This window comes from Pseudomonas fortuita, assembly GCF_026898135.2.
Taxonomy (GTDB): Bacteria; Pseudomonadota; Gammaproteobacteria; order Pseudomonadales; family Pseudomonadaceae; genus Aquipseudomonas; species Aquipseudomonas fortuita.
The window spans coordinates 1140649-1162630 of the sequence record NZ_CP114035.2; the positions used below are offsets into that span (position 1 = coordinate 1140649).

General features: G+C 63.1%; 20 protein-coding genes. 13 read left to right on the forward strand and 7 right to left on the reverse strand.

Annotated elements, in window-relative coordinates; genetic code table 11:
• Positions 1-29: 29 nt before the first annotated feature.
• The 4 genes from OZ911_RS05185 to OZ911_RS05200 all read right to left on the reverse strand — a co-directional run bounded on the left by OZ911_RS05185 (position 30) and on the right by OZ911_RS05200 (position 7564).
• Positions 30-4556 carry a hemagglutinin repeat-containing protein gene (locus tag OZ911_RS05185; protein WP_023047331.1) on the reverse strand — a complete coding sequence of 1509 codons (4527 nt, stop codon included), beginning with the start codon at positions 4554-4556 and terminating at the stop codon, positions 30-32.
• 27 nt (positions 4557-4583) lie between these two features.
• Positions 4584-6266, reverse strand: a complete 1683-nt coding sequence (locus OZ911_RS05190) for a ShlB/FhaC/HecB family hemolysin secretion/activation protein (protein WP_016485133.1) — start codon at positions 6264-6266, stop codon at positions 4584-4586.
• Positions 6267-6426: 160 nt separating this feature from the next.
• Positions 6427-6981: a L,D-transpeptidase family protein gene (locus OZ911_RS05195; RefSeq protein ID WP_016485134.1), complete on the reverse strand. Its 555-nt coding sequence runs from the start codon at positions 6979-6981 to the stop codon at positions 6427-6429.
• A 25-nt stretch (positions 6982-7006) separates the two neighbouring features.
• Entirely contained in the window at positions 7007-7564 is a 558-nt protein-coding gene (locus tag OZ911_RS05200) for an NUDIX hydrolase (protein WP_016485135.1), read from the reverse strand.
• Positions 7565-7687: 123 nt separating this feature from the next.
• Here OZ911_RS05200 and OZ911_RS05205 point away from each other — a divergent pair, with 123 nt between their 5' ends.
• The 5 genes from OZ911_RS05205 (at position 7688) to purT (ending at position 10858) form a co-directional block, all read left to right on the forward strand.
• Positions 7688-8287, forward strand: coding sequence for a CoA pyrophosphatase (locus OZ911_RS05205; RefSeq protein ID WP_016485137.1), 600 nt, complete (start codon positions 7688-7690; stop codon positions 8285-8287).
• 44 nt (positions 8288-8331) lie between these two features.
• Entirely contained in the window at positions 8332-8856 is a 525-nt protein-coding gene (locus OZ911_RS05210) for a gamma carbonic anhydrase family protein (protein ID WP_023047328.1), read from the forward strand.
• Entirely contained in the window at positions 8846-9043 is a 198-nt protein-coding gene (locus OZ911_RS05215; RefSeq protein WP_016485139.1) for a DUF1289 domain-containing protein, read from the forward strand. Before OZ911_RS05210 ends, OZ911_RS05215 begins: the two co-directional genes overlap by 11 nt.
• A gap of 89 nt (positions 9044-9132) precedes the next feature.
• A complete protein-coding gene (locus OZ911_RS05220) occupies positions 9133-9600 on the forward strand; it encodes a 7-cyano-7-deazaguanine/7-aminomethyl-7-deazaguanine transporter (RefSeq protein WP_010952556.1) in 468 nt (155 codons plus the stop codon).
• A 76-nt stretch (positions 9601-9676) separates the two neighbouring features.
• Positions 9677-10858 (forward strand): formate-dependent phosphoribosylglycinamide formyltransferase, encoded by a 1182-nt coding sequence (purT, locus tag OZ911_RS05225; protein WP_023047327.1) that lies wholly within the window; start codon positions 9677-9679, stop codon positions 10856-10858.
• A gap of 1064 nt (positions 10859-11922) precedes the next feature.
• On the opposite strand, the gene OZ911_RS05230 is transcribed toward purT, so the two are convergent.
• From OZ911_RS05230 to OZ911_RS05240, 3 genes are all read right to left on the reverse strand, one after another.
• Complete coding sequence (locus OZ911_RS05230; RefSeq protein ID WP_016485141.1) at positions 11923-13221, reverse strand: MFS transporter; 1299 nt, start codon at positions 13219-13221, stop codon at positions 11923-11925.
• A 273-nt stretch (positions 13222-13494) separates the two neighbouring features.
• Positions 13495-14700, reverse strand: a complete 1206-nt coding sequence (locus OZ911_RS05235) for a transporter associated domain-containing protein (RefSeq protein WP_023047326.1) — start codon at positions 14698-14700, stop codon at positions 13495-13497.
• Positions 14701-14709: 9 nt separating this feature from the next.
• On the reverse strand, positions 14710-15519 hold the full coding sequence (locus OZ911_RS05240) for a cytochrome C assembly family protein (RefSeq protein WP_016485143.1): 810 nt from the start codon (positions 15517-15519) through the stop codon (positions 14710-14712).
• A 312-nt stretch (positions 15520-15831) separates the two neighbouring features.
• On the opposite strand from OZ911_RS05240, the gene ffh reads away from it, so the two are divergent.
• From ffh to OZ911_RS05280, 8 genes are all read left to right on the forward strand, one after another.
• Positions 15832-17208 carry a signal recognition particle protein gene (gene ffh, locus OZ911_RS05245; RefSeq protein WP_012270758.1) on the forward strand — a complete coding sequence of 459 codons (1377 nt, stop codon included), beginning with the start codon at positions 15832-15834 and terminating at the stop codon, positions 17206-17208.
• Between the two features lie 246 nt (positions 17209-17454).
• On the forward strand, positions 17455-17706 hold the full coding sequence (gene rpsP / locus OZ911_RS05250; protein ID WP_008094480.1) for a 30S ribosomal protein S16: 252 nt from the start codon (positions 17455-17457) through the stop codon (positions 17704-17706).
• 5 nt (positions 17707-17711) lie between these two features.
• Positions 17712-18248, forward strand: coding sequence for a ribosome maturation factor RimM (gene rimM / locus OZ911_RS05255; RefSeq protein WP_023047325.1), 537 nt, complete (start codon positions 17712-17714; stop codon positions 18246-18248).
• A 3-nt stretch (positions 18249-18251) separates the two neighbouring features.
• On the forward strand, positions 18252-19004 hold the full coding sequence (gene trmD, locus OZ911_RS05260; protein ID WP_003252146.1) for a tRNA (guanosine(37)-N1)-methyltransferase TrmD: 753 nt from the start codon (positions 18252-18254) through the stop codon (positions 19002-19004).
• Positions 19005-19046: 42 nt separating this feature from the next.
• Positions 19047-19397 (forward strand): 50S ribosomal protein L19, encoded by a 351-nt coding sequence (rplS, locus tag OZ911_RS05265; RefSeq protein WP_003252148.1) that lies wholly within the window; start codon positions 19047-19049, stop codon positions 19395-19397.
• Between the two features lie 128 nt (positions 19398-19525).
• Positions 19526-19936 carry an acyl-CoA thioesterase gene (locus tag OZ911_RS05270; RefSeq protein WP_016485145.1) on the forward strand — a complete coding sequence of 137 codons (411 nt, stop codon included), beginning with the start codon at positions 19526-19528 and terminating at the stop codon, positions 19934-19936.
• A 172-nt stretch (positions 19937-20108) separates the two neighbouring features.
• Positions 20109-21005 carry a site-specific tyrosine recombinase XerD gene (xerD, locus tag OZ911_RS05275; RefSeq protein ID WP_016485146.1) on the forward strand — a complete coding sequence of 299 codons (897 nt, stop codon included), beginning with the start codon at positions 20109-20111 and terminating at the stop codon, positions 21003-21005.
• Positions 21006-21157: 152 nt separating this feature from the next.
• Complete coding sequence (locus OZ911_RS05280; protein WP_016485147.1) at positions 21158-21901, forward strand: thioredoxin fold domain-containing protein; 744 nt, start codon at positions 21158-21160, stop codon at positions 21899-21901.
• Positions 21902-21982 lie beyond the last annotated feature (81 nt).

Sequence of the window (21982 nt, forward strand, 5' to 3'; positions counted from 1 at the left end):
CTTGGTCTTGCGCGGCCTGCGCGTGTGCTTCAGTTTTTCTTACCCTGCACACTCGAAGCCCATTGCTCGCTGCGGCTGTACCCACTGGTCCTCAATACACCCAGGTCCAGCGCATTTTCCCCCTCCGCAGCCCCTTTGCCCTTGGCCATCTCGGCGATGGCCGTGCCCAGGTCCACTGGCGAGTTGGATGCATTGAGCGACACGTCCCGGCGATAGTCACGACCGCTCAGCGTTTCCCGGGTGACCGCGTCGGCGTCGAGCACCACGTCGCCCTTGGCCGACTGCACGCGTGCCCCCAGCAACCGGGCATTGCCACCGACCTGCAGGTCGATACCGTCGCGGCCCTTGAGCACGGCCTGATGGGCCACGCCGTCGCGCTGCACATGCGACACGTCAAGGCTGAAGGTTGGCGAGAACCCAGGCTCAGCCTTGCTCAGGGCCGGACCGGCCTTTTTCTCGACCTTGCTCGCCAACGGCCCTGCCATCGAAGTGGCTGCGTTGACATAGCCCTGCGGGTTTTTCTCCTGGCTGAGCCTGGCATCGCCGTTCACACTCAGGGTATCGACGCTGTCCTTGCGGCTGGCGATGTACAGGTCACCGTCGATCGCGCCACCGATGTGCCCCGCTTCCAGGCTTGTGCCCTCGATCCGGGTGTCGCTGAGGCTTTTCAGGTCGATGCGCTCGGCGCGCAGGTCACTGGCATTCCAGGTGAGGTTGTCGCGCTTGTCGAGTGCCACCTTCAGGCGACCATGTACGCCGCGTGTGTCGAGTGCGCCCTGGGCGATGTTGAAACCGGCACCGGCGGTGATGTCGAGGTTGTCGCGTTGCTCCTGGTTGGAGGAGGCCTCCACCCGCATACCGCCATTCGGGGCCTCGAGGCTGATCTGCCCGGCCGTGGCCTGCAGGCCTTGCAGGTGCAGGGCGACGTCCTCGCGGGCATTGCTGCTCAGGGTCAGTGTGCCGTTGCTTGCAAACTGGGCATCGACCGCCTGCCGCGCATTTTCGTTCTGCTTGCCGTGGCTGAAGTGGCCGCCTATGGCGCCCCCCTTGGTCTCGCCTGCCTTCACCGCCAGCTCCAGGCCGCCGCCCAGCTTGGCGCCGGTGGCTTGCTGGGTATTGCTGGCGGCCTTGACCTGCAGCTGGCCACCACTTTGCACCAGAATGTCGCCGGTCTTGGCCGCTCGGCTGCCAATGCGGGTGCCTTCGAGCATCAGGTCGCCTGTGCTGGTCAGCTGCACCTCGCCTTTGGCGTCGATTTGCGCCACTTGGGCCTTGGTCTGCGTGCTCAGCTGTTGGCCGTGGTCGAGATAGCCACGGCCATCGACACCGGTGCTGCCTGGTCGATTGCCGACTTTGGTCCAGGCATTGCCGTCGAGCTGGCGTGACTGCTGTTCGGCCTGGTCGGTCGCCTGCAGCAGGGCCAGCGAGCCGGCACTGTGCATGACCACGCTGCCTTCACCGCCATCGATGCGGGCGCCTTCGTAGCGGCCATCGCTCCCCAGCTGGACCTGGATACCCTGTTGCCCGTAGAGGCTGCCCGGCACAGCCGTGCTGGCGCTATCCTTTTTATCCAGCGACCCGCCTTTGCCTGCCACGCGCACATTCAGGTCCTTGCCGGTGCTGGTGTCCAGGCGTGCGTCGCCGCCATAGGTCAGACGTTGTACGCTGGTTTCCTCACTGTTCCTGGCGGCGCGCAAATCATGTTGCTGCGCCTCGATCTTCAGCGAGCCGGCAGTGGCCCGCCATTGGGTGCCCTGGTCTGCAAGGGCGTCGGCCTTGACCTCGGCCTTGGCCCCTGACAGCTCGCTCACCTGGGCAAAACCACGGCGCTGGTTTTCCAGGCGCTTGAGGTGCTCGACGGTCATGTCGGCACCTGCGCTGGGCAGCGCCATGGCATCTTCGGGCGAGGCCTGCTGGAAGCGAGCGGCTTCCTCACCCAGTACCAGGCGTTCGATGGGGCGGGTCAGGTCGCGGTACTCGACACTCGCGCCCAGGCTGCCCGACCAGTCGTCACGGCGCTGCTCATGCGCCTGGGTATCCTGCACCGCGCGGTTGTCGATGCGTTTTGCGGTCACCTGCAAGGTGTTGCCGGCCTTGACGCGTGCGGCCTCGGTGACCAGGTCGTCGCTGCGCAATTCAAGATCGCCGCTGGCTTGCAACTCGCTGCGCTGCACCTTGCTTTCGCGCTCAGTCCGCACCTCGCGGTTGTGATGGCCTTCGAACGCGCTGCCCAGCCGGTCGATGCCGCCGGTTACCGTCAAACCGCCACCACTGTGGGTGGTACTGGTGGTCGCGTCGCGGTCATTGCGGGCTGCGCCCAGCGTCGTTTTACGCGCCTGTACATCAAGGCCACCGGCAGTGGCCTGGACCTTGCTGGCGTTGACCTGCAGGTGTGCGCCACTGTTCATGCCCACCGAGGCAGCCTTGAGTTCACTGGCGACCTGGCCGGTCGTGCGTTGCCTGCTGGTGCTGGTAGCCACCTCGTACGCCACGCCAGCTGCGTACTGGCGGGACTCGGGTTTGCCATCCTCGGCTTCCTGGGTTTGCCTGGCGCTGGCTGTGAAGCCGCGATGCTGGTCGCGGGTTTCGCGCTCATCGACCGATTGCGCGCTGCCCACCCGCAGATCGCCTTTAGCCTCGACCTGCAAGTGCTTGCCAGCTTCGATCTTGGCGCCCTGGATGCGTAAATCGGCGGCGCTGGCCAGGCGCAGGTTGCTGGCCGAGCTGACGTCGCTGACCAGTACCTGCTGTTTACGGTCCGTGCTTTCATGCTCATTGCCAATCAGGCCGAACAGCTTGCTGTCCTGGGTACGGTGGGTGGAAGTGCTGCGGCTGTGGTCAGCCTCGATGGCCAGCGCCCCTTTGTCGCTGTAAAGCACCGCGTCCTGTTTGCCGTGCACGGTACTGCCTTTGATGGCGACCTGTTCGGCTGTCACGGTAAGCTTGCCATCGCTGGCAACTGTGCTGCCGGCAATGGCCTGGCCCTCGCTGTCGTTCCCTTCGCGGTCGGCAAAGAAGGTGCCTGATACCAGGTCGCCACGGTAGTTACGCCCGGTTCCGCGTTCTTGCAGGGTGGTGGTGCCGATATCAGCCTGTTTCGCATGGATGGCCATATCGCCGCGGCTTTGCAAGCTGCTGCCTTGAACATTGAGGTTGCCGCTTGCCTTGATCGTCATGTGCGTGGCGCCGAGAGTGCTGCCGTTTGCGGTTTCCTTCAGCTGATCGGTATCCCGGTCACCGCGCCACAAGTCCTTGCGATGGCGCACCTGCTCTTCGACGCGCTGGCTGTCGATGCCGGCCACGATGTCCAGGCCGGCGCTGCTGTCTACCGTCAGCGTGTTGCCTGCCACCACGTTCGCGGCGGTCATGCGCATGTCGTCACCGGACTGCAGCAGCACGCTGTCACTGCCCAGCAATTGGCTGCCCTGTTGCTGCTGCTTGGTGGTGGTGGTTTTGCGGTTGTAGGTTTCGCGGGTGATGAACAAGAACTTTTTGTTCCAGCTGTCAGTGTCGTGTTCGATGCGCTCGCGGGTCTTGGCATCCAGCGTCAGCTTCTTGCCGGCCTTGGCTTCGATTCGCGGGGCCTGGCCGTCGACCGCTTCCAGCGTCAGGTCATCGGCAGCGGTGAGTTTCAGTGTACCGTGCTCGCTGCGCAGCTCGGCGGGGGTGTCGGCCTCGCCGCTGACATGCAGACGCCCCGCCGAGCGTATTTCCACCCCCTCCGTGCCCAGAATCTGTGATGTGCCCACCCGCACGCCTGCGCCCTCGGCCGTGCTCACCACGCGGATCCGCCCAGCGCGCATTGCACCGAACAGGCTGGCATCAATGCTCGACGAGGGGCTGGGCAGGTGTTCGACCACCTCGCCACTGCGGCTGTCGATACGGTTGCGCCCGACCGTGATGTCGAGCGCTTCGCTGGCCATCAGCAGGCCTTTGCTGTCCACGCGCGGCGCAATCAGCTCAATGGCGCCAGCGGTATTGCTCAGCCCCTGCTCCAGTACCTGCAGAGAGCCGCTGGCGTTGAGCGTGTCGAGGTAGCGCAGTTGCTCCTGCTCGAATTCCGGGGTGCCAACCACCAGGCCTGCGCGCGTGGTGTTGATGAAGCTTGCGCCATTGAGGGTGATGCCATTGGGGTTGGCCAGGATGTAGTCGGCCGGGCGCCCGAAGATCTCCTGCGGCCCTTCGATCATTGAAGCGTTGCGGCTGACTACCTCGTTGAGGATGGTTGAAGCGGCCTGGCCCTGAAACTGCGGGTTGGCGGCCAAAGCGCCGGCCAGTTGCGACTGCCCGGCTCCGGTGGCGTTGTTCAACACCAGGCCAGGGTTGCCAACGTTGTAGTTGATGAACTGGTTGTGGGACAACCCGCTGGCATTGGGCGGCACGATGTCGATCACCGGTATTCCGTGGCCGTTGTGGATGACCGGCATGCCACCCGGTCCGCTGGCTGCCTCCAGCGCACTGTCTGCCAGTGCGGCGCTGGAGCCGAGCAAGGCGAGGAAGATGGCCCAGCGCAGGGTGTTCGGGCGAATGGGCGGTAACTGCGAGAGTGTTTGCATTTTCTCGTTCTCTTTGTTGTGGGTGAATCAGATGCTCAGGGTCCAGTCCAGTACCCAAAACCCCGGTTCCAGCAGCGGGCGGGGCAGGTCGCTGGCGTTCAAGGCGCGTTGGTAGTCCAGGCGCAGGCGGCTGCCGGGCAGGCTCAGCTCCAGCCCGGCGGCCGCCCCTGCCAGGCGTTGTGACGGGTTGCCTTGGGCGGTACGGGTCCAGCCCAGATCCAGGCCGATGTACGGGCGAACCTGGACGGGAGAAGCCCAGGGGAGGGGCAGCGGTTGGCTGAACGTGTTGCGCCAGACGGCGCTGCTGGCGCCGGAGTAAGTGCGCAGACGAAACCCCCGCACGGCAGAGTCGTCACTGACCAGTAACTGCTCGACGGCAGGTAACTGATCGCCGCTGTACTGCAGCCCCAGCTCGCTCTGCCAGCGCCATGGGTTACGGGCCGGGCCCTGGCGCAGGTGCAGCAGGCTGGCGCGGTACTTGCGAAAGTCCGGGCGCAGGCGCTGCGCACCCAGTGGCGATTGGTCGGCACCGAATGCGTCAATGCCCTGGGCAACCCCGAGGTAGCCGTTCCACAAACCACCCTCCAGCCAGAGCAGGTTGATACCGGCTTCCACCGTAGTCAGTGTCGGGCTTTGCTGGACGATGACAGCGCCAGCGCTGCGGTTGACCAATTGCTTGCGGTCCAGCCGCACGCTGGCACTGAGCATGCCTTGCGCGTTGCGCCACAATACCCGTTCGATACCCAGGCCCTGATAGCTGCTGCTGCCGTCGGCAGCCTTGTCGCTGCCGGGCAGCGGCGCCTGGTAGCGCAGTTCGCTGGCGCTGAGCGACAGCGACCAGGCGCCATAGGGGATGCTGTAGTACAGCGATAGACCTTGGCTTTTTCCAGGGGTATCGAGCACGGTGCTGGTCAGCGACAGGCGCAGGTCATCATTGAGGCCCAAGGGGCTGTCCAGGCCAATGCCAAGGTTGACGCGGTGACGACCGGTCAGCTCGCTGCCACGGTTGTCGAAGCGGCTGTCCAGGTGCCATCGTGACGCGACCTTGTCTGGCTGCACCACCACGCGCGAGCCGCCCTGCAGTTCGCCGGGCAGCAGGGTGGCGGTCAGCTCGTAGGCGCGCAGGCGGTTGAGCTGGTCCAGACCTTGTTCAAGGTCTGGCAGGTACAGTGGCCGCCCAAGCAGGCCCGGGAATGCGCTGGAGAGGGACAAGGGCAGGTCGGGGCCCGCCAGTTCGATGGATTCGACAAAGCCTTCGAGTATGACGATGTCCAACGGTGCGCCGTTCTCTGGTGCTTGCCGCAGGTAAGGTCGGCTGGTCGGATAGCCGGCTTGCACGTAGCGCCGGGTGATGGCCTGGAGCAGCCGGTTTATGTCGGCGATGCCCATGCAGGCAGGGGTGAGGGCGCGGATGATTGGCGCCAGCGCCGTGTCTGAAAGCTGGTGGTTGCCCGCCACGCGCACGCCATCGACTGCCCAGCAGCGGGCGTCGTGGGGGGGGCGAGGCGTGCTGTCGGTGGGTTGAGCTGCGGCGGGCGCACGCTGCCAGCGTTCCAGGCGCTGCTGTTGCTCCAGCTGCCGCAGCCCATGCTGTTGATCGCGCAGTTGCTGGCTGGCCGGGTCGTCGGCCAGCGCCTGGGCGATGGACAACAGGCCTGACAGGCAACTGGCTGGCAGCCAACGGGCGATGCGGTAAAACAGGCACGGCATTGATACACCCCGCAAATGATGTACGGTCTTCGTACTCGTCTGCGTGGATGCTAAAAATTAAGGCATTCGCCTGGATGCAGTACCTTGCCTAAGCAACTGTGAGGCAAGGTCGCGTAAAGTGGTGGGAAGGTTCCTACAACCTTTGCCGGAAGGCCCTATATCAGGGCCTGATCTCGATCAACGTGCCATCACGTACCAGGTCCCAGACCTCCTGCATGTCACGGTTACGCATGGCAATACACCCGTCGGTCCAGTCCAGGGTATGGAAGTACCACTCCGGGTACTCGTCGTTGATCGGCGTGCCGTGAATCATGATCATGCTGCCGGCACTCACCCCTTCGCGCGTGGCGCGGGCGGCATCGCTCACGTTCGGGTAGTTGATGTGCATGGCCAGGTTGAAGCGGTCGCTCTGCTTGCGCCAGTCCAGCCAGTACAGGCCTTCAGGGGTTTTTTTATCGCCTTCGCGTTGCTTGGCGCCCTTGGGCTGCTTGCCCAGGGAAATGCGGTAGGTTTTCAGCGGCTCGCCACGGCTGATCAGCTGCAAGCGACGCTCGGACTTGATCACCAGCACCTTGTCGATCAGCGGTTGCATGGCCTGCTGCGAAGGCGACGGCGTTTGCGCTGCCGGCACGGGCTTGCGGATGATGGTCTCGGTGAAGGCCGCCTGGGACACCGAGGTAACGCAAAGGCAGAAAAGGGCAAGCAACCAGCGCATGGAACGGTATCCCTGAAGGCTTCTTCTAAGTAGAGGTCGAGGTCGAGACGTTCATCGGCGGCAGGTACTCATGGCCTATGGGGTAGTGCGCCCCGATGCGGTCGCGATAGTAGCATTCTAGTGTGCGCGTGACGGTGCGGAAAGCCAGCTCGCCCCACGGAATCTCATGTTGTTCGAACAACCGCACTTCCAGGCTTTCGATACCCACATCAAACGCCAGGTCTGCGAGTTCTGCGCGGAAGAACACATGCACCTGGTTGATGTGCGGCAAATCGAAGAGCTGGTACAGGCTCATGGGTCCGACCCGGGCGCAGGCTTCCTCGACGGTTTCGCGACGGGCGGCCTGGTCGATGGTTTCGCCGTTCTCCATGAACCCGGCAGGCAGGGTCCAGAAGCCACGGCGTGGCTCGATGGCGCGCCGGCACAGCAGCACCTGGCTGCCCCAGGTCGGTAGTACGCCAGCGACGATGTTGGGGTTCTGGTAGTGGATGGTCTGGCAAGACTCGCAGACATACCGCAGGCGGCTATCGCCCTCGGGAATCCGCTGAGTGACCGGCTGGCCGCACGCGCTGCAGAATTTCATGTGAGGTTCCTTTTGTTCAGGGCTATCTTGGCGTGCAGGCAGGTCTGCCGCAAGCGCAGGGGCTTGGGTGCTTCGCGGCTTTGGTGCATCATGCAAGGCAGGCCTTGGATACGAGCGTGCGCAATGCTGGACGAGCTACTTCGCCGAATGAGCAACCACCAACCCGCATCACTGGAAACCGACCGGCGGTTCCCTGAAGCGGCGGTCCTTTTGCCCATTACCCGCAGCGAAGCGCCCGAGCTGGTCCTGACCCTGCGCGCCAAGGGCTTGTCCACCCATGGTGGCGAAGTGGCCTTTCCCGGTGGCCGACGCGACCCGGAAGACCCGGACCTGGTGTTTACCGCCCTGCGCGAGGCCGAGGAAGAGATCGGCCTGCCGCCTGGGCTGGTGGAAGTGATAGGCCCGCTCAGCCCGCTTGTTTCGCTGCACGGCCTTAAAGTGACGCCATTCGTCGGGCTTATTCCCGACTTCGTCGAATACCGTGCCAACGATGCCGAAATCGCGGCAGTATTCACCGTGCCGCTGGAATTCTTCCGCCAGGACCCGCGCGACCATACCCACCGTATCGATTATCAGGGGCGCAGCTGGTACGTGCCCAGCTACCGCTATGGCGAATACAAGATCTGGGGCTTGTCGGCGATCATGATCGTCGAACTGGTCAACGTGCTGTTTGATGCCGGCATCAGCCTGCACCAGCCACCAGAGCGTTACATCGAAACCTGAGCGGGGCTCACCCCGCCGTCTGCGTTCCAGCCTGAGGAGCATGCATGAAATACCGCCTGGGCGACCTGCGGGTCGAAAGCCACCCCACCAGTTGGGCTGCACCCAACGCCACGCTGATCGGCAACGTGCGCCTGCAGGCCAATGCCAGCGTGTGGTTTGGCGCGGTGCTGCGCGGCGATAACGAGCTCATTGATATTGGCGAAGCCAGCAACGTGCAGGACGGCACGGTGATGCATACCGACATGGGCTCGCCGCTGACCTTGGGCAAGGGCGTTACCGTTGGTCATAACGCCATGCTGCATGGCTGCACGGTGGGCGACTACAGCCTGGTCGGTATCAATGCCGTGATCCTCAACGGCGCGCGCATTGGCAAGCACTGCATCATCGGCGCCAATGCGCTGATCGCCGAGGGCAAGGAAATCCCGGACGGTTCGCTGGTGATGGGCTCGCCCGGCAAGGTCGTCCGTGAACTGACAGAACAGCAGAAACGCATGCTTGAAGCCAGTGCCGCGCATTACGTGCACAATGCCCAGCGTTATGCCCAGGAGCTGGTGGTTGATGATGAGTGATGTTGCAGAGCGGCCGGTAGCTTCGCCGTGCGTGAGCATTTGTGCACTGGACGAGCAGGATATCTGCACGGGCTGCCAGCGTACCGTGGCGGAGATTGGCCGCTGGGGGCGGATGGACAATGATGAGCGCCGGGCGGTGCTCAAGCTTTGCCATGAACGGGCAGTAGAGGCTGGCCTCATCCTGTAGGCGCGACACAAGGCTGCTGCTACAGGGACGGCGTTGCCTGTCGGGGGCGCCAGCGGTAATCTGTTCGGCTTGCCCACAGACGACCCGCCATGTTCTATCTGATTGCCTACATCAGCAGCGTAGTGCTGATCAACTACGCCTTTTCCAGCGCCCCGCACCTGGACATCATCTGGTCCGCCTGGGGCGGCCTGGTGTTCATCCTGCGCGACATGGTGCAGACCCGCTTCGGCCATGGTGCCCTGGTTGCCATGCTGGTGGCCCTGGTGCTGTCCTATGTCACCTCGGAGCCGGCCATTGCCTTGGCCAGCGCCACCGCGTTCTTCATTTCCGAGCTGATCGACTGGCTGGTGTTCAGCATTACCCGCCGGCCACTGCGTGACCGCCTGTGGCTAAGCTCGGCGCTGAGCATTCCGGTGGATACCTTCATCTTTTTCGGCATGATCGGCGCCCTGACCCCGGCGGTGATTGGCACCGCGATGGCGTCAAAGTTCGCCGGTGTCACTGCCGTGTGGCTGGCCATGGCATTTCGCGCCCGACGGGCCGCCGTCGCCGGTTGATGGTGTAGAATAGCGGTCCTTTTTCAGCGGGCGGCGCAAAGCCTGGCGCGGCCCCGGACGCCTTCGAGGACCTGAAATGACACGTATCGGAACCCCCTTGTCGCCCACCGCGACCCGTGTACTGCTTTGCGGCTGTGGCGAGTTGGGCAAGGAAGTGGTGATCGAGCTGCAGCGCCTGGGCGTCGAAGTGATCGCCGTCGACCGCTACGCCAATGCCCCGGCCATGCAGGTCGCGCATCGCAGCCACGTGGTCAACATGCTCGATGGCGTTGCCCTGCGCGCGGTGATCGAGGCCGAAAAGCCGCACTATATCGTCCCTGAAATCGAAGCCATCGCCACCGCCACCCTGGTCGAGCTGGAAAATGAAGGTTTCAACGTGGTGCCGACCGCCCGCGCCACGCAGCTGACCATGAACCGTGAAGGCATCCGCCGTCTGGCCGCCGAAGAGCTGGACCTGCCGACTTCGCCGTACCACTTCGCCGACACCTATGAAGACTACGCCAAGGCCGTGGCCGATGTGGGTTACCCGTGCGTGGTCAAGCCGGTGATGAGCTCGTCCGGCAAGGGCCAGAGCCTGCTGCGCAGCGATGCCGACCTGCAGAAGTCGTGGGACTACGCCCAGGAAGGTGGCCGCGCCGGCAAGGGGCGGGTGATCGTCGAGGGCTTCATCGACTTCGAATACGAAATCACCCTGCTGACCGTGCGCCACGTTGGCGGTACCACCTTCCTGGAGCCGGTTGGCCACCGCCAGGAGAAGGGCGATTATCAGGAATCGTGGCAGCCGCAGGCCATGAGCCCGAAAGCGCTGGCCGAGTCGCAGCGCGTGGCCAAGGCAGTCACCGATGCCCTTGGCGGTCGCGGGCTGTTTGGTGTGGAACTGTTCGTGAAGGGCGACCAGGTGTGGTTCAGCGAAGTGTCGCCGCGCCCGCATGATACCGGCCTGGTAACCCTGATTTCCCAGGACCTGTCGCAGTTCGCGCTGCATGCCCGTGCCATTCTCGGCCTGCCGATTCCGGTGGTGCGTCAGTTTGGCCCGTCGGCGTCGGCGGTGATTCTGCCAGAAGGGCAGTCGCAACAGACCAGCTTCGCTAACCTGGGCGCAGCACTGAGCGAGCCGGACACGGCCATTCGCCTGTTCGGCAAACCGGAAATCAACGGTACTCGCCGCATGGGCGTGTGCCTGGCGCGTGACGAGTCGGTGGAGCTGGCACGGGCCAAGGCGAACCGCGCTTCCCAGGCGGTCAAGGTCGAGTTCTGATCTGAGACCGTATGGGGCCGCGTTGCGGCCCATTCGCGGGACAAGCCCGCTCCCACAGATCACTCGCAATGCCAGCGGCCTGTGATAATCCTGTGGGGCAGGCTTGTCCCGCGAATGGCCTCCCACAGATCACTCGCAATGCCTGCAGCCTGTGATGATCCTGTGGGGGCAGGCTTGCCCCGCGAATGGCCTCCCACAGACCACTCGCAATGCCAGCGGCCTGTGATAATCCTGTGGGAGCGGGCTTGTCCCGCGAATGGCCTCTCACAGATCACTCGCAATGCCTGCAGCCTGTGATAATCCTGTGGGGGGAGGCTTGTCCCGCGAATGGCCTCCCACAGACCACTCGCAATGCCACCGGCCTGTGATAATCCTGTGGGAGCGGGCTTGTCCCGCGAATGGCCTCCCACAGACCACTCGCAATGCCTGCAGCCTGTGATAATCCTGTGGGAGCGGGCTTGTCCCGCGAATGACCTCCCACAGATCAATCGCAATGCCTGCAGCCTGTGATAATCCTTTGGGGGCAGGCTTGTCCCGCGAATGGCCTCCCACAGACCACTCGCAATGCCTGAGGCCTGTGGCAATCCTGTGGGAGCGGGCTTGTCCCGCGAATGGCCTCCCACAGATCACTCGCAATGCCAGCGGCCTGTGATAATCCTGTGGGAGCGGGCTTGTCCCGCGAATGGCCTCTCACAGATCAATCGCAATGCCTGCAGCCTGTGATAATCCTTTGGGGGCAGGCTTGTCCCGCGAATGACCTCCCACAGATCAATCGCAATGCCAGCAGCCTGTGATAATCCTGTGGGAGCGGGCTTGTCCCGCGAATGACCTCCCACAGATCAATCGCAATGCCAGCAGCCTGTGATAATCCTGTGGGGGCAGGCTTGTCCCGCGAATGGCCTCCCACAGATCAATCGCAATGCCTGCAGCCTGTGACAATCCTGTGGGGGCAGGCTTGCCCCGCGAATGGCCTCCCACAGACCACTCGCAATGCCTGAGGCCTGTGGCAATCCTGTGGGAGCGGGCTTGTCCCGCGAATGGGCTGCAAAGCAGCCCCGGTCCACTCAAAGTGCGGTATTACGGGTCTCTTTCAGGCACAGCACGGCAATCAAGCTGATCACCGCCGCGACCGATACATATCCCCCCACCCAGCTCAACCCGCCCATGCTGACCAGCTTCTGGGCAAAGAACGGTGCCGCCGAGGCGCCGACAATGCCGCCCAGGTTGTACGCCGCCGAAGCCCCGGTATAACGCACGTGGGTCGGGAACAGTTCAGGCAGCAGTGCCCCCATCGGCGCAAAGGTCACGCCCATCAGGAACAGCTCGATCGCCAGGAACAGCGCCACACCGGCCGTCGACCCCGAAGTCAGCAGCGGCTCCATGGTAAAGCCTGAGGCTACCGCCAGCAGGCCGCCGACGATAAGCACCGGCTTGCGCCCGTAACGGTCGCTGAGCCAGGCCGACAGCGGCGTCGCCAAGGCCATGAACACCACCGCGAAGCACAGCAGGCCAAGGAATGTCTCGCGGCTGTAACCCAGCGTGGTCACGCCATAGCTCAGCGAGAACACCGTGGAGATATAGAACAGCGCATAGCACACCACCATCGCTGCAGCGCCCAGCAGGGTGGGCACCCAATAGTTGGAAAACAGCTCGAACACTGGCATTTTCACCCGCTCATGGCGGGCGACAGCCTTGGCGAAGACCGGGCTTTCTTCAAGCTTCAGGCGCACATACAGGCCCACCAGTACCAGCGCGGCACTGAGCAAGAACGGAATACGCCAGCCCCATTCACGGAACTGCTCGTCGCTGAGCGTCAGGGCCAGGGTCAGGAACAGGCCGTTGGCGGCCAAAAAGCCGATCGAAGGGCCCAGCTGCGGGAACATGCCGAACCAGGCGCGCTTGCCCTCCGGGGCGTTCTCGGTGGCCAGCAACGCCGCGCCACCCCATTCACCGCCCAGGCCCAGTCCTTGGCCAAAGCGCAGCAGGCAAAGAATGATCGGCGCCCACACGCCAATACTGTCATAGCCAGGCAGCACGCCGATGGCCGTGGTAGAGACGCCCATCAGCAGCAGCGAGGCAACCAAGGTCGACTTGCGGCCGATGCGGTCGCCAAAGTGGCCGAACAGCGCCGAACCCAGCGGGCGGGCGAGAAAGGCGATGCCAAAGGTGAGGAAGGCTGCCAGCATTTGCGCGGTGCCCGACCCGGACGGGAAGAACACCGGGCCGATCACCAGGGCTGCAGCGGTGGCGTAGACATAGAAATCGTAGAACTCGATGGCGGTGCCGATGAAGCTGGCAGTGGCGACCCGCGCGGGCGAGTTGACCGGCGCGTCAGGCGCTTCGGCATAGGTGCTGCTTGTCATTGAATAGGTCCCTGACAGTCTGGTCCGGCTCCATGGGCATGGCCCGCAGCGGCGTGCCGAAAAAAGGCAGGCACGGTTGCGCGGGCGCCGGAGCGTTTTGTTGTTGTGTGCGCACGACTGACGATAGCCCAAGGGGGGTAGGGGCGGCGCGGGCACTGTTCGGGGTGTTGAAGCAGGACCGCAGGGCGTGTCAGTGGAGCGGACTGGCCGTGGAACGCCGGGTGCGGGTAGCAGGCGTGGCGGCGGGGCTGGGTAAGCGTGACCCGAGTATAGCTATCGGGTCACCGTCCACACCAGTACCTTGCTGGCACAATTGTCCTCTGTTTCGAGGATTTCCAGGCGATAGCGGCCGATCTTCAGGCAAACGGCGGTTTCCGGGATGCTTTCCAACGCTTCGGTCACCAGCCCGTTGAGGGTTTTCGGCCCGCCGTCGCAGGGCAGGTGCCAGCCCAGGGTGCGGTTGATCTCGCGCAGCGAGGCGTTGCCGTCGATGACGAAGGTGCCATCGGATTGCGGGTGTACATGGGGGTTTTCCAGGCTCTGTTCGTCCTCGAACTCGCCAACGATCTCTTCGAGGATGTCTTCCAGGGTGACGATGCCCTGCACCTCGCCGTACTCGTCCACCACCACACCCAACCGGCGCTGTTGCTTGTGGAAGTTCAGCAGCTGCATTTGCAAGGGCGTGCTTTCCGGCACGAAATAGGGTTCGTAGCAGGCGCCGTGCAGTGCCTCCAGGGTCAGGTCGGCCTTGGGTAGCAGGTGGCTGATCAGCTTGGTGTTGAGGATTGCTTCGACCTGATTGATGTCGTTGTGGTAGACCGGCAAGCGGGTATGGCGGCTGACGATCAACTGCTCGATGATGCGCTCGATCGGCTCGTCGAGGTTGATGCCGTCCACTTCGTTGCGCGGTACCAGAATGTCGTTGACGGTGATCTTGTCCAGCGCCTGCAGGCCATCGAGCAGACCATGGCGGGGTGTTTCGTGCTCCTCGTCTTCGTCGAAGTCGTCGGCTTCCTGCGGGTGCAGGGCCACGGCCGTGGGTTGCACGCGGAACGGGCGCAGCAGCAGCTTGGCGAAACCGTCCAGCAGGCAGGCCAGTGGCTGCAGCAGGGCGAGGGGCACTTTCAGCAGGCTGGTACCGAGGTTGACACATGCCTGTGGGTTGCGCCGGGCCAGGCGCTGCGGCAGGTACTCGGCAAACACCAGCAAGGTGAGGGTTGCGGCCAGCCCTGCCAGCCAGAAGCCGTGCTCGCCGCTATGGCGCTGGCCCACCAGGCAGGCCAGGCCCAACACCAGCAGCTTGCCCAGGCTGGCGCACAGCACCAGGGCCTGTGCCGGTAGCACGGGCTGGCCGTCCTCGTGGGCGCGCAGGGTGCCATTGAGCTGCAGTCGGGCGGCTTCCACCGTGGTGAACAGCGCCGACCACAGCAGCGCCAGTGCCAAAGTGCCGAATAGCGGTGCGTACGGCAGTGTGTCCATGAGCGGCCGTCAGATATGCAGGATGAATTCGCGAACCAGCTTGCTGCCGAAATAGGCCAGCATCAGCAGGCAGAAACCGGCCAGCGTCCAGCGGATGGCCTTGTGGCCACGCCAGCCCAGGCGGGTGCGGCCCCACAGCAGTACGCTGAACACCACCCAGGCGACACAGGCCAGCAAGGTCTTGTGTACCAGGTGCTGGGCGAACAGGTTGTCGAGGAACAGCCAGCCGGAGATCAGCGACAGCGACAGCAGGCACCAGCCGGCCCAGAGGAAGCCGAACAGCAGGCTTTCCATGGTTTGCAGGGGCGGGAAGTTGCGGATCAGCCCGGACGGGTGCTTGTGCTTCAACTGGTGGTCCTGCAGCAGCAACAGCAGCGACTGGAACACCGCGATGGTAAACAGCCCGTACGCCAGGATCGACAGCAGGATATGCGCGAGGATGCCCGGCTCTTCGTTGATCAGCGGCACTGTGCCAGGTGGCGCGAACTGCGCCAGCAGTGCAGTCACCGCACCCAGCGGGAACAGCAGCACCAGCAGGTTTTCTACCGGTATGCGCAGGCAGGCCACCAGGGTCAGGGCGATGACGGCCACGGCGATCAGGCTGGCGGCGCTGAAGAAGTCCAGGCTCAGGCCCAGCGGGGTGATCAGCTGGAAGTACAGTGCACCGGCCTGGGCGAGCACCGCAAAGGTACCCAGCAGGGCAAGCAGGCGCTTGTCGGACTTGCGGCCCTGGGCCAGGTGCGAACCCTGGTAGATGGCCGCCGCTATATAAAGGCCGGCAGCGATCAGGTTGGGGATGAGGCTGGGAGAGGAAACCATAAGTCCTGGTTGGCGAGCCTTAAAGAGACGGAGTTTGGCATAGATTCCGCTGATCAAGGAAGACTGAAGGCTTGTGTCAGGGCATTCGCGGGCTCGCCCGCTCCCACAGGTCCAGCGCAGGTCGCAATAAGGTGGGGATCCGGTGGGAGCGGGCGTGTCCGCGAAGGGGGCACTGCAGCCACCGAATGTCTCCCAAGGTGTGCGCCGCCGCTGCACTTCGCTATAATCGCCGCCTTGCTGTGCCCGGCGGGTGTGTATTTCCCCCAGGGTGCCTGACAAACCTCGGCTTTTACTGGGCCTGAAAGGATCACCATGTTCGAAAACCTGACCGACCGCCTGTCACAGACGCTGCGCCATGTCACCGGCAAGGCCAAGCTGACCGAAGACAACATCAAGGACACGCTGCGCGAAGTGCGCATGGCCCTGCTTGAGGCCGACGTTGCCCTGCCGGTGGTCAAGGATTTCGTCAATAGCGTCAAGGAGCGTGCGGTCGGCACCGAAGTGTCGCGCAGCCTGACCCCGGGCCAGGCGTTCGTGAAGATCGTCCAGGCCGAGCTGGAAAGCCTGATGGGCGCGGCCAACGAAGACCTTGCCCTGAACGCCGCACCGCCTGCCGTTGTACTGATGGCCGGCCTGCAGGGCGCCGGTAAGACCACCACTGCCGGCAAGCTCGCGCGCTTCCTTAAAGAGCGCAAGAAAAAGAGCGTGATGGTGGTGTCCGCCGACGTCTACCGTCCGGCGGCGATCAAGCAGCTGGAAACCCTGGCCAACGACATCGGCGTCACCTTCTTCCCGTCCGACATCAGCCAGAAGCCGGTGGCCATTGCCGAAGCGGCCATCCGCGAAGCCAAGCTGAAGTTCATCGACGTGGTCATCGTCGACACCGCCGGCCGTCTGCACATCGACGCCGACATGATGGACGAGATCAAGGCGCTGCACGCTGCAGTCAAGCCGATCGAGACCCTGTTCGTGGTCGACGCCATGACCGGCCAGGACGCCGCCAACACTGCCAAGGCCTTTGGCGAGGCCCTGCCACTCACCGGCGTGGTGCTGACCAAGGTGGACGGTGATGCCCGTGGCGGTGCTGCACTGTCGGTGCGTGCCATTACCGGCAAGCCGATCAAGTTCATCGGTATGGGTGAGAAGACCGAGGCCCTCGAGCCGTTCCACCCTGACCGCGTCGCTTCGCGCATCCTCGGCATGGGTGACGTGCTCAGCCTGATCGAGCAGGCCGAGCAGACCATCGACAAGGCCAAGGCCGACAAGCTGGCCAAGAAGCTGAAGAAGGGCAAGGGCTTCGACCTCGAAGACTTCCGCGACCAGCTGCAACAGATGAAGAACATGGGCGGCCTGGGCGGCCTGATGGACAAGCTGCCGAGCATCGGTGGGGTCAACCTGTCGCAGATGGGCAACGCCCAGGGCGCGGCCGAGAAACAGTTCAAGCAGATGGAAGCGATCATCAACTCCATGACCCCGGCCGAGCGCCGCGACCCTGACCTGATCAGTGGTTCGCGCAAGCGCCGTATCGCCTTGGGTTCCGGCACGCAGGTGCAGGACATCGGCCGGCTGATCAAGCAGCACAAGCAAATGCAGAAGATGATGAAGAAATTCTCCGCCAAAGGCGGCATGGCCAAGATGATGCGCGGCTTGGGCGGGATGCTGCCAGGCGGCGGCATGCCGAAGCTGTAATCCCTATTCCGGGAGCCCGCCTTTAGCGGGGCAGGCTTCCAGAACCCCCGCCTGGCGGGGCAACTGCCGTTGATTTAGCGGCTAAATCGGCAAATCTGGACGGTGGGGCAATGCCTTGCCGAAAAAGTCATTTGCAAATGTCCGTGTATTCCCCGAGAATATGCGGCCTTTTGGGCACCCGTGTGCCTATTTGGCATTCAGATTTGCAGTACAAACTGCAACACCGACTATAGGAACGATGTTCACATGGTAACCATTCGTCTGGCCCGTGGCGGCTCGAAAAAGCGCCCATTCTACCACCTGACCGTGACCAACTCGCGTAACGCCCGTGACGGCCGTTTCGTTGAGCGCGTTGGCTTCTTCAACCCGATCGCATCGGGCGCCGAAGTCAAGCTGTCGGTCAACCAAGAGCGCGTCACCTACTGGCTGAGCCAGGGCGCACAGCCGTCTGAGCGTGTTGCTCAGCTGCTGAAGGACGCTGCCAAGGCCGCTGCCTGAACAGTATGAACGCGACGCCAGAAAAGGCTGACGACCTCATCGTCGTTGGCAAGATTTTTTCGGTTCACGGCGTTCGCGGCGAGGTGAAGGTGTATTCCTTTACCGATCCGATTGAAAACCTGTTGGATTATCCCGGCTGGACGCTTCGGCACGAAGGCAAGGTAAAGCAGGTCGAGCTGGTCAGCGGTCGTGGCTCCCAAAAGGGCCTGGTCGTGAAGTTGAAAGGCCTCGATGATCGTGATGAAGCCCGTCTTCTGAGCGGTTACGAAATCTGCATTGCGCGGAGCCTTTTGCCCAACCTGGCTGCCGACGAGTACTACTGGTACCAGTTGGTAGGTCTGAAGGTCATCAACCAGGACGAACAGCTGTTCGGCAAGGTCGATCACCTGTTGGAGACCGGTGCGAACGATGTAATGGTGGTCAAGCCCTGCGCAGGCAGCCTGGATGATCGCGAGCGTCTGTTGCCCTACACGGCGCAATGCGTGCTCAACGTCGACCTGGAAGCAGGCGTGATGCGGGTCGAATGGGACGCGGACTTCTAAACGATGGGTAACCTTCGCGTAGACGTCATCACGTTGTTCCCCGAGATGTTCTCGGCCATCACGGAGTACGGCATTACCAGCCGCGCGGTGAAACAGGGGTTGCTTCAGGTAACTTGCTGGAACCCGCGGGACTACACCACAGATCGTCACCACACGGTAGATGATCGGCCGTTTGGCGGTGGTCCGGGCATGGTGATGAAAATCAAGCCTCTGGAAGACGCCCTGGTTAGCGCCAGGCAAGCGACCGGAGCTGCGGCGAAGGTGATCTACCTCTCGCCACAAGGCCGCAAGCTGACTCAGCAGGCGGTCAAAGGCCTGGCCGAACAGGAATCGTTGATCCTGATCGCCGGTCGTTATGAAGGCATCGACGAGCGCTTTATCGAGGCTCATGTCGATGAGGAGTGGTCGATTGGTGACTATGTGCTTTCCGGTGGCGAGCTGCCGGCCATGGTACTGATCGATGCGGTTACACGGCTGCTGCCCGGAGCTTTAGGGCATGTGGACTCGGCGGAAGAAGACTCCTTCACCGACGGTCTGCTGGATTGCCCGCACTACACCCGACCTGAGGTGTATGCGGATCAGCGTGTTCCCGACGTGTTGCTAAGTGGCAACCATGCACATATCCGGCGTTGGAGGATGAAGCAGTCCCTTGGTAGGACCTTCGAACGACGCGCCGATCTTCTGGAAAGTCGCTCGCTTTCTGGAGAAGAGAAGAAGCTGCTCGAGGAATACCTCCGCGAGCGGGACGATAGTTAAACGTATCGATGGTGGATCGCGTATCCATCTTAGGAGCACAGCATGACCAACAAGATCATCCAGCAGCTCGAAGCCGAGCAGATGAGCAAGGAAATCCCGACCTTCGCACCAGGCGACACCGTTGTTGTCCAGGTTAAAGTGAAGGAAGGTGAGCGTTCCCGTCTGCAGGCGTTCGAAGGCGTTGTTATCGCCAAGCGTAACCGCGGTCTGAACAGCGCCTTCACCGTGCGCAAGATCTCCAGCGGCGTTGGCGTAGAGCGTACCTTCCAGACCTACAGCCCGCAAATCGACAGCCTGGCCGTGAAACGTCGTGGTGACGTGCGTAAAGCCAAGCTGTACTACCTGCGCGACCTGTCCGGCAAAGCCGCTCGCATCAAGGAAAAACTGTCCTGAGTACAGTTTGCCCGGTGGCCAAGGCCGCCTAGCGAGAAAAAAGCAGCCTTCGGGCTGCTTTTTTTGTGGGAGCGGGTTTACCCGCGAAGGGCGCGCAATGGCCCGCCCGCTGTATGATGGAGTAACCCATGAGCACTACCCGAGACCAGGAAATCCAGCGCCGCACCGAGTTGTCGGTGACCCGCGTGACCAAGGCGGTGTTCCCCAACACTACCAACCATCACAACACACTGTTCGGCGGTACCGCCCTGGCCTGGATGGACGAAGTGTCGTTCATCGCCGCCACGCGTTTCTGCCGCCTGCCGCTGGTGACCGTGTCCACCGACCGCATCGACTTCAAGCACCCGATCCCGGCGGGCTCTATCGTTGAACTGGTGGGCTCGGTGGTCAAGGTTGGCAATACCAGCCTGCAGGTGCAGGTGGACGTGTTTGTCGAGAACATGTACCTGGACGGCCGCGAGCGGGCGATTCACGGTGTCTTCAGCTTCGTCGCCATCGATGAGGACAAGCGCCCTGTGCCCGTTTTGCCCCAGGCCTGAGCTTTTCCTGCACCGGCCTCTTCGCGGCTGAAGCCGCTCCCACAGGGGTAAGACAATTCCTGATCTTGTGGCAAACCCTGTGGGAGCGGCTTTAGCCGCGAGGAGGCCAGTACAGACAACCTGTCAGCTGCTGTGAAACACTAGGCCAACGTCCAACATCCAGCAGCCCCGAATGCCCGCCCTAGACCACCCCCTGATCGACCAGTTTCTCGACGCCCTTTGGCTTGAAAAAGGCCTGTCCGACAACACCCGCGTGTCTTATCGCAGCGATCTGGCGCTGTTTAATGGCTGGCTGCAGGAGCATTCGGTTTCCCTGCCCGACGCCGGCCGTGACCTGATCCTCGACCACCTCGCCTGGCGCCTCGATCAGGGCTATAAGCCACGCTCCACGGCGCGCTTTCTGTCCGGCCTGCGGGGTTTCTTCCGCTACCTGCTGCGCGAGAAGCTGGTGGCGATTGACCCGACCCTGCAGGTCGAGATGCCGCAACTGGGCAAGCCGCTGCCCAAGTCGTTGTCCGAAGCTGACGTTGAAGCCTTGCTGCAGGCCCCGGACCTGGGTGAAGCCATCGGCCAGCGTGACCGCGCCATGCTCGAAGTGCTGTATGCCTGCGGTCTGCGCGTCACCGAACTGGTCAGCCTGACCCTTGACCAGATCAACCTGCGCCAAGGTGTGCTTCGGGTGATGGGCAAGGGCAGCAAAGAGCGCCTGGTGCCCATGGGCGAAGAGGCAGTAGTGTGGCTGGAGCGCTACCAGCGCGATGGCCGCGCCGAGTTGCTCAATGGCCGCCCCAGCGACGTGCTGTTCCCCAGCCAGCGCGGCGAACAGATGACCCGCCAGACCTTCTGGCACCGCATCAAGCACCATGCCCGGGTGGCAGGTATCGACAAACCGCTGTCGCCACACACGCTGCGCCATGCCTTTGCCACTCACCTGCTCAACCATGGGGCCGACCTGCGCGTGGTCCAGATGCTGCTCGGCCACAGCGACCTCTCGACCACTCAGATCTACACCCACGTGGCCAAAGCCCGCCTGCAGCAGTTGCACGCACAGCACCACCCACGTGGATGAATGTTTTTCATGTTCCGCCGACTGGTCCTTGCAAGCCCCTTCACCGGTGGTGTGATGTGGTAGGCTTGGGCGGTTTGCACCAAGGGCCGCACGGCCACCGCGTATTTTCCGCAGGTGGCGCCCCCGGCCCCTGTCCGCCTTCAGGAGTTCCCATGCGCGTGACCCAGTTTTTCGCCGCCGCCGCGTTGGCGCTGGCCAGTACCTTTGCCGTTGCCGCGGCAACCGACAGCAATGCCGTGGCCGAGCAGGCCATCCGCAAATCGCTGCAGAACCTCGAGCTGGAAGTGCCAGTAGAAAGCGTGGCCAGCAGCCCGCTCAACGGCCTGTATGAAGTCAAGCTGCAGGGCGGCCGCGTGTTGTATGCCAGCGCCGACGGCCAGTTCGTGATGCAGGGCTACCTGTTCCAGATCCAGGACGGCAAGCCGGTCAACCTCACCGAGAAGACCGAACGCCAAGGGGTTGCCAAACTCATCAACGGCATTCCAGCCGCCGAGATGGTGGTTTATCCTGCCAAAGGCGAGACCAAGTCGCACATCACCGTGTTCACCGACACCACCTGCCCGTATTGCCACAAATTGCACGCCGAAGTGCCCGAGTTGAACCGTCGCGGTATCGAAGTGCGCTATGTCGCCTTCCCGCGCCAAGGGCTCGGCTCGCCGGGTGACCAGCAGTTGCAGGCGGTGTGGTGCTCCAGTGACCGCCGCGGGGCGATGGACAAGATGGTCGAAGGTGAAGAGATCAAGGCCGCCAAGTGCGCCAACCCGGTCGGCAAGCAATTCCAGCTGGGCCAGTCGATCGGCGTCAACGGCACGCCGGCTATCGTCCTCGAAAGCGGCCAGGTCATTCCGGGCTACCAGCCGGCACCGCAGGTCGCCAAGCTGGCACTTGCCAAGTAATCCAATTCAGTACGCCGTCGTCATGGGGTGACGGCATGTTTCACGGTCGGCGAAGGTGTCGGCCGTTCAATGGGGAGTTCA

What these genes read in the sequence shown, in the direction of transcription:
- OZ911_RS05185 (WP_023047331.1), bottom strand. Translation starts at nt 4,556, where the DNA reads ATGCAAACACTCTCGCAGTTACCGCCCATTCGCCCGAACACCCTGCGC.
- OZ911_RS05190 (WP_016485133.1), bottom strand. Translation starts at nt 6,266, where the DNA reads ATGCCGTGCCTGTTTTACCGCATCGCCCGTTGGCTGCCAGCCAGTTGC.
- OZ911_RS05195 (WP_016485134.1), bottom strand. Translation starts at nt 6,981, where the DNA reads ATGCGCTGGTTGCTTGCCCTTTTCTGCCTTTGCGTTACCTCGGTGTCC.
- OZ911_RS05200 (WP_016485135.1), bottom strand. Translation starts at nt 7,564, where the DNA reads ATGAAATTCTGCAGCGCGTGCGGCCAGCCGGTCACTCAGCGGATTCCC.
- OZ911_RS05205 (WP_016485137.1), top strand. Translation starts at nt 7,688, where the DNA reads ATGCTGGACGAGCTACTTCGCCGAATGAGCAACCACCAACCCGCATCA.
- OZ911_RS05210 (WP_023047328.1), top strand. Translation starts at nt 8,332, where the DNA reads ATGAAATACCGCCTGGGCGACCTGCGGGTCGAAAGCCACCCCACCAGT.
- OZ911_RS05215 (WP_016485139.1), top strand. Translation starts at nt 8,846, where the DNA reads ATGATGAGTGATGTTGCAGAGCGGCCGGTAGCTTCGCCGTGCGTGAGC.
- OZ911_RS05220 (WP_010952556.1), top strand. Translation starts at nt 9,133, where the DNA reads ATGTTCTATCTGATTGCCTACATCAGCAGCGTAGTGCTGATCAACTAC.
- purT (WP_023047327.1), top strand. Translation starts at nt 9,677, where the DNA reads ATGACACGTATCGGAACCCCCTTGTCGCCCACCGCGACCCGTGTACTG.
- OZ911_RS05230 (WP_016485141.1), bottom strand. Translation starts at nt 13,221, where the DNA reads ATGACAAGCAGCACCTATGCCGAAGCGCCTGACGCGCCGGTCAACTCG.
- OZ911_RS05235 (WP_023047326.1), bottom strand. Translation starts at nt 14,700, where the DNA reads ATGGACACACTGCCGTACGCACCGCTATTCGGCACTTTGGCACTGGCG.
- OZ911_RS05240 (WP_016485143.1), bottom strand. Translation starts at nt 15,519, where the DNA reads ATGGTTTCCTCTCCCAGCCTCATCCCCAACCTGATCGCTGCCGGCCTT.
- ffh (WP_012270758.1), top strand. Translation starts at nt 15,832, where the DNA reads ATGTTCGAAAACCTGACCGACCGCCTGTCACAGACGCTGCGCCATGTC.
- rpsP (WP_008094480.1), top strand. Translation starts at nt 17,455, where the DNA reads ATGGTAACCATTCGTCTGGCCCGTGGCGGCTCGAAAAAGCGCCCATTC.
- rimM (WP_023047325.1), top strand. Translation starts at nt 17,712, where the DNA reads ATGAACGCGACGCCAGAAAAGGCTGACGACCTCATCGTCGTTGGCAAG.
- trmD (WP_003252146.1), top strand. Translation starts at nt 18,252, where the DNA reads ATGGGTAACCTTCGCGTAGACGTCATCACGTTGTTCCCCGAGATGTTC.
- rplS (WP_003252148.1), top strand. Translation starts at nt 19,047, where the DNA reads ATGACCAACAAGATCATCCAGCAGCTCGAAGCCGAGCAGATGAGCAAG.
- OZ911_RS05270 (WP_016485145.1), top strand. Translation starts at nt 19,526, where the DNA reads ATGAGCACTACCCGAGACCAGGAAATCCAGCGCCGCACCGAGTTGTCG.
- xerD (WP_016485146.1), top strand. Translation starts at nt 20,109, where the DNA reads ATGCCCGCCCTAGACCACCCCCTGATCGACCAGTTTCTCGACGCCCTT.
- OZ911_RS05280 (WP_016485147.1), top strand. Translation starts at nt 21,158, where the DNA reads ATGCGCGTGACCCAGTTTTTCGCCGCCGCCGCGTTGGCGCTGGCCAGT.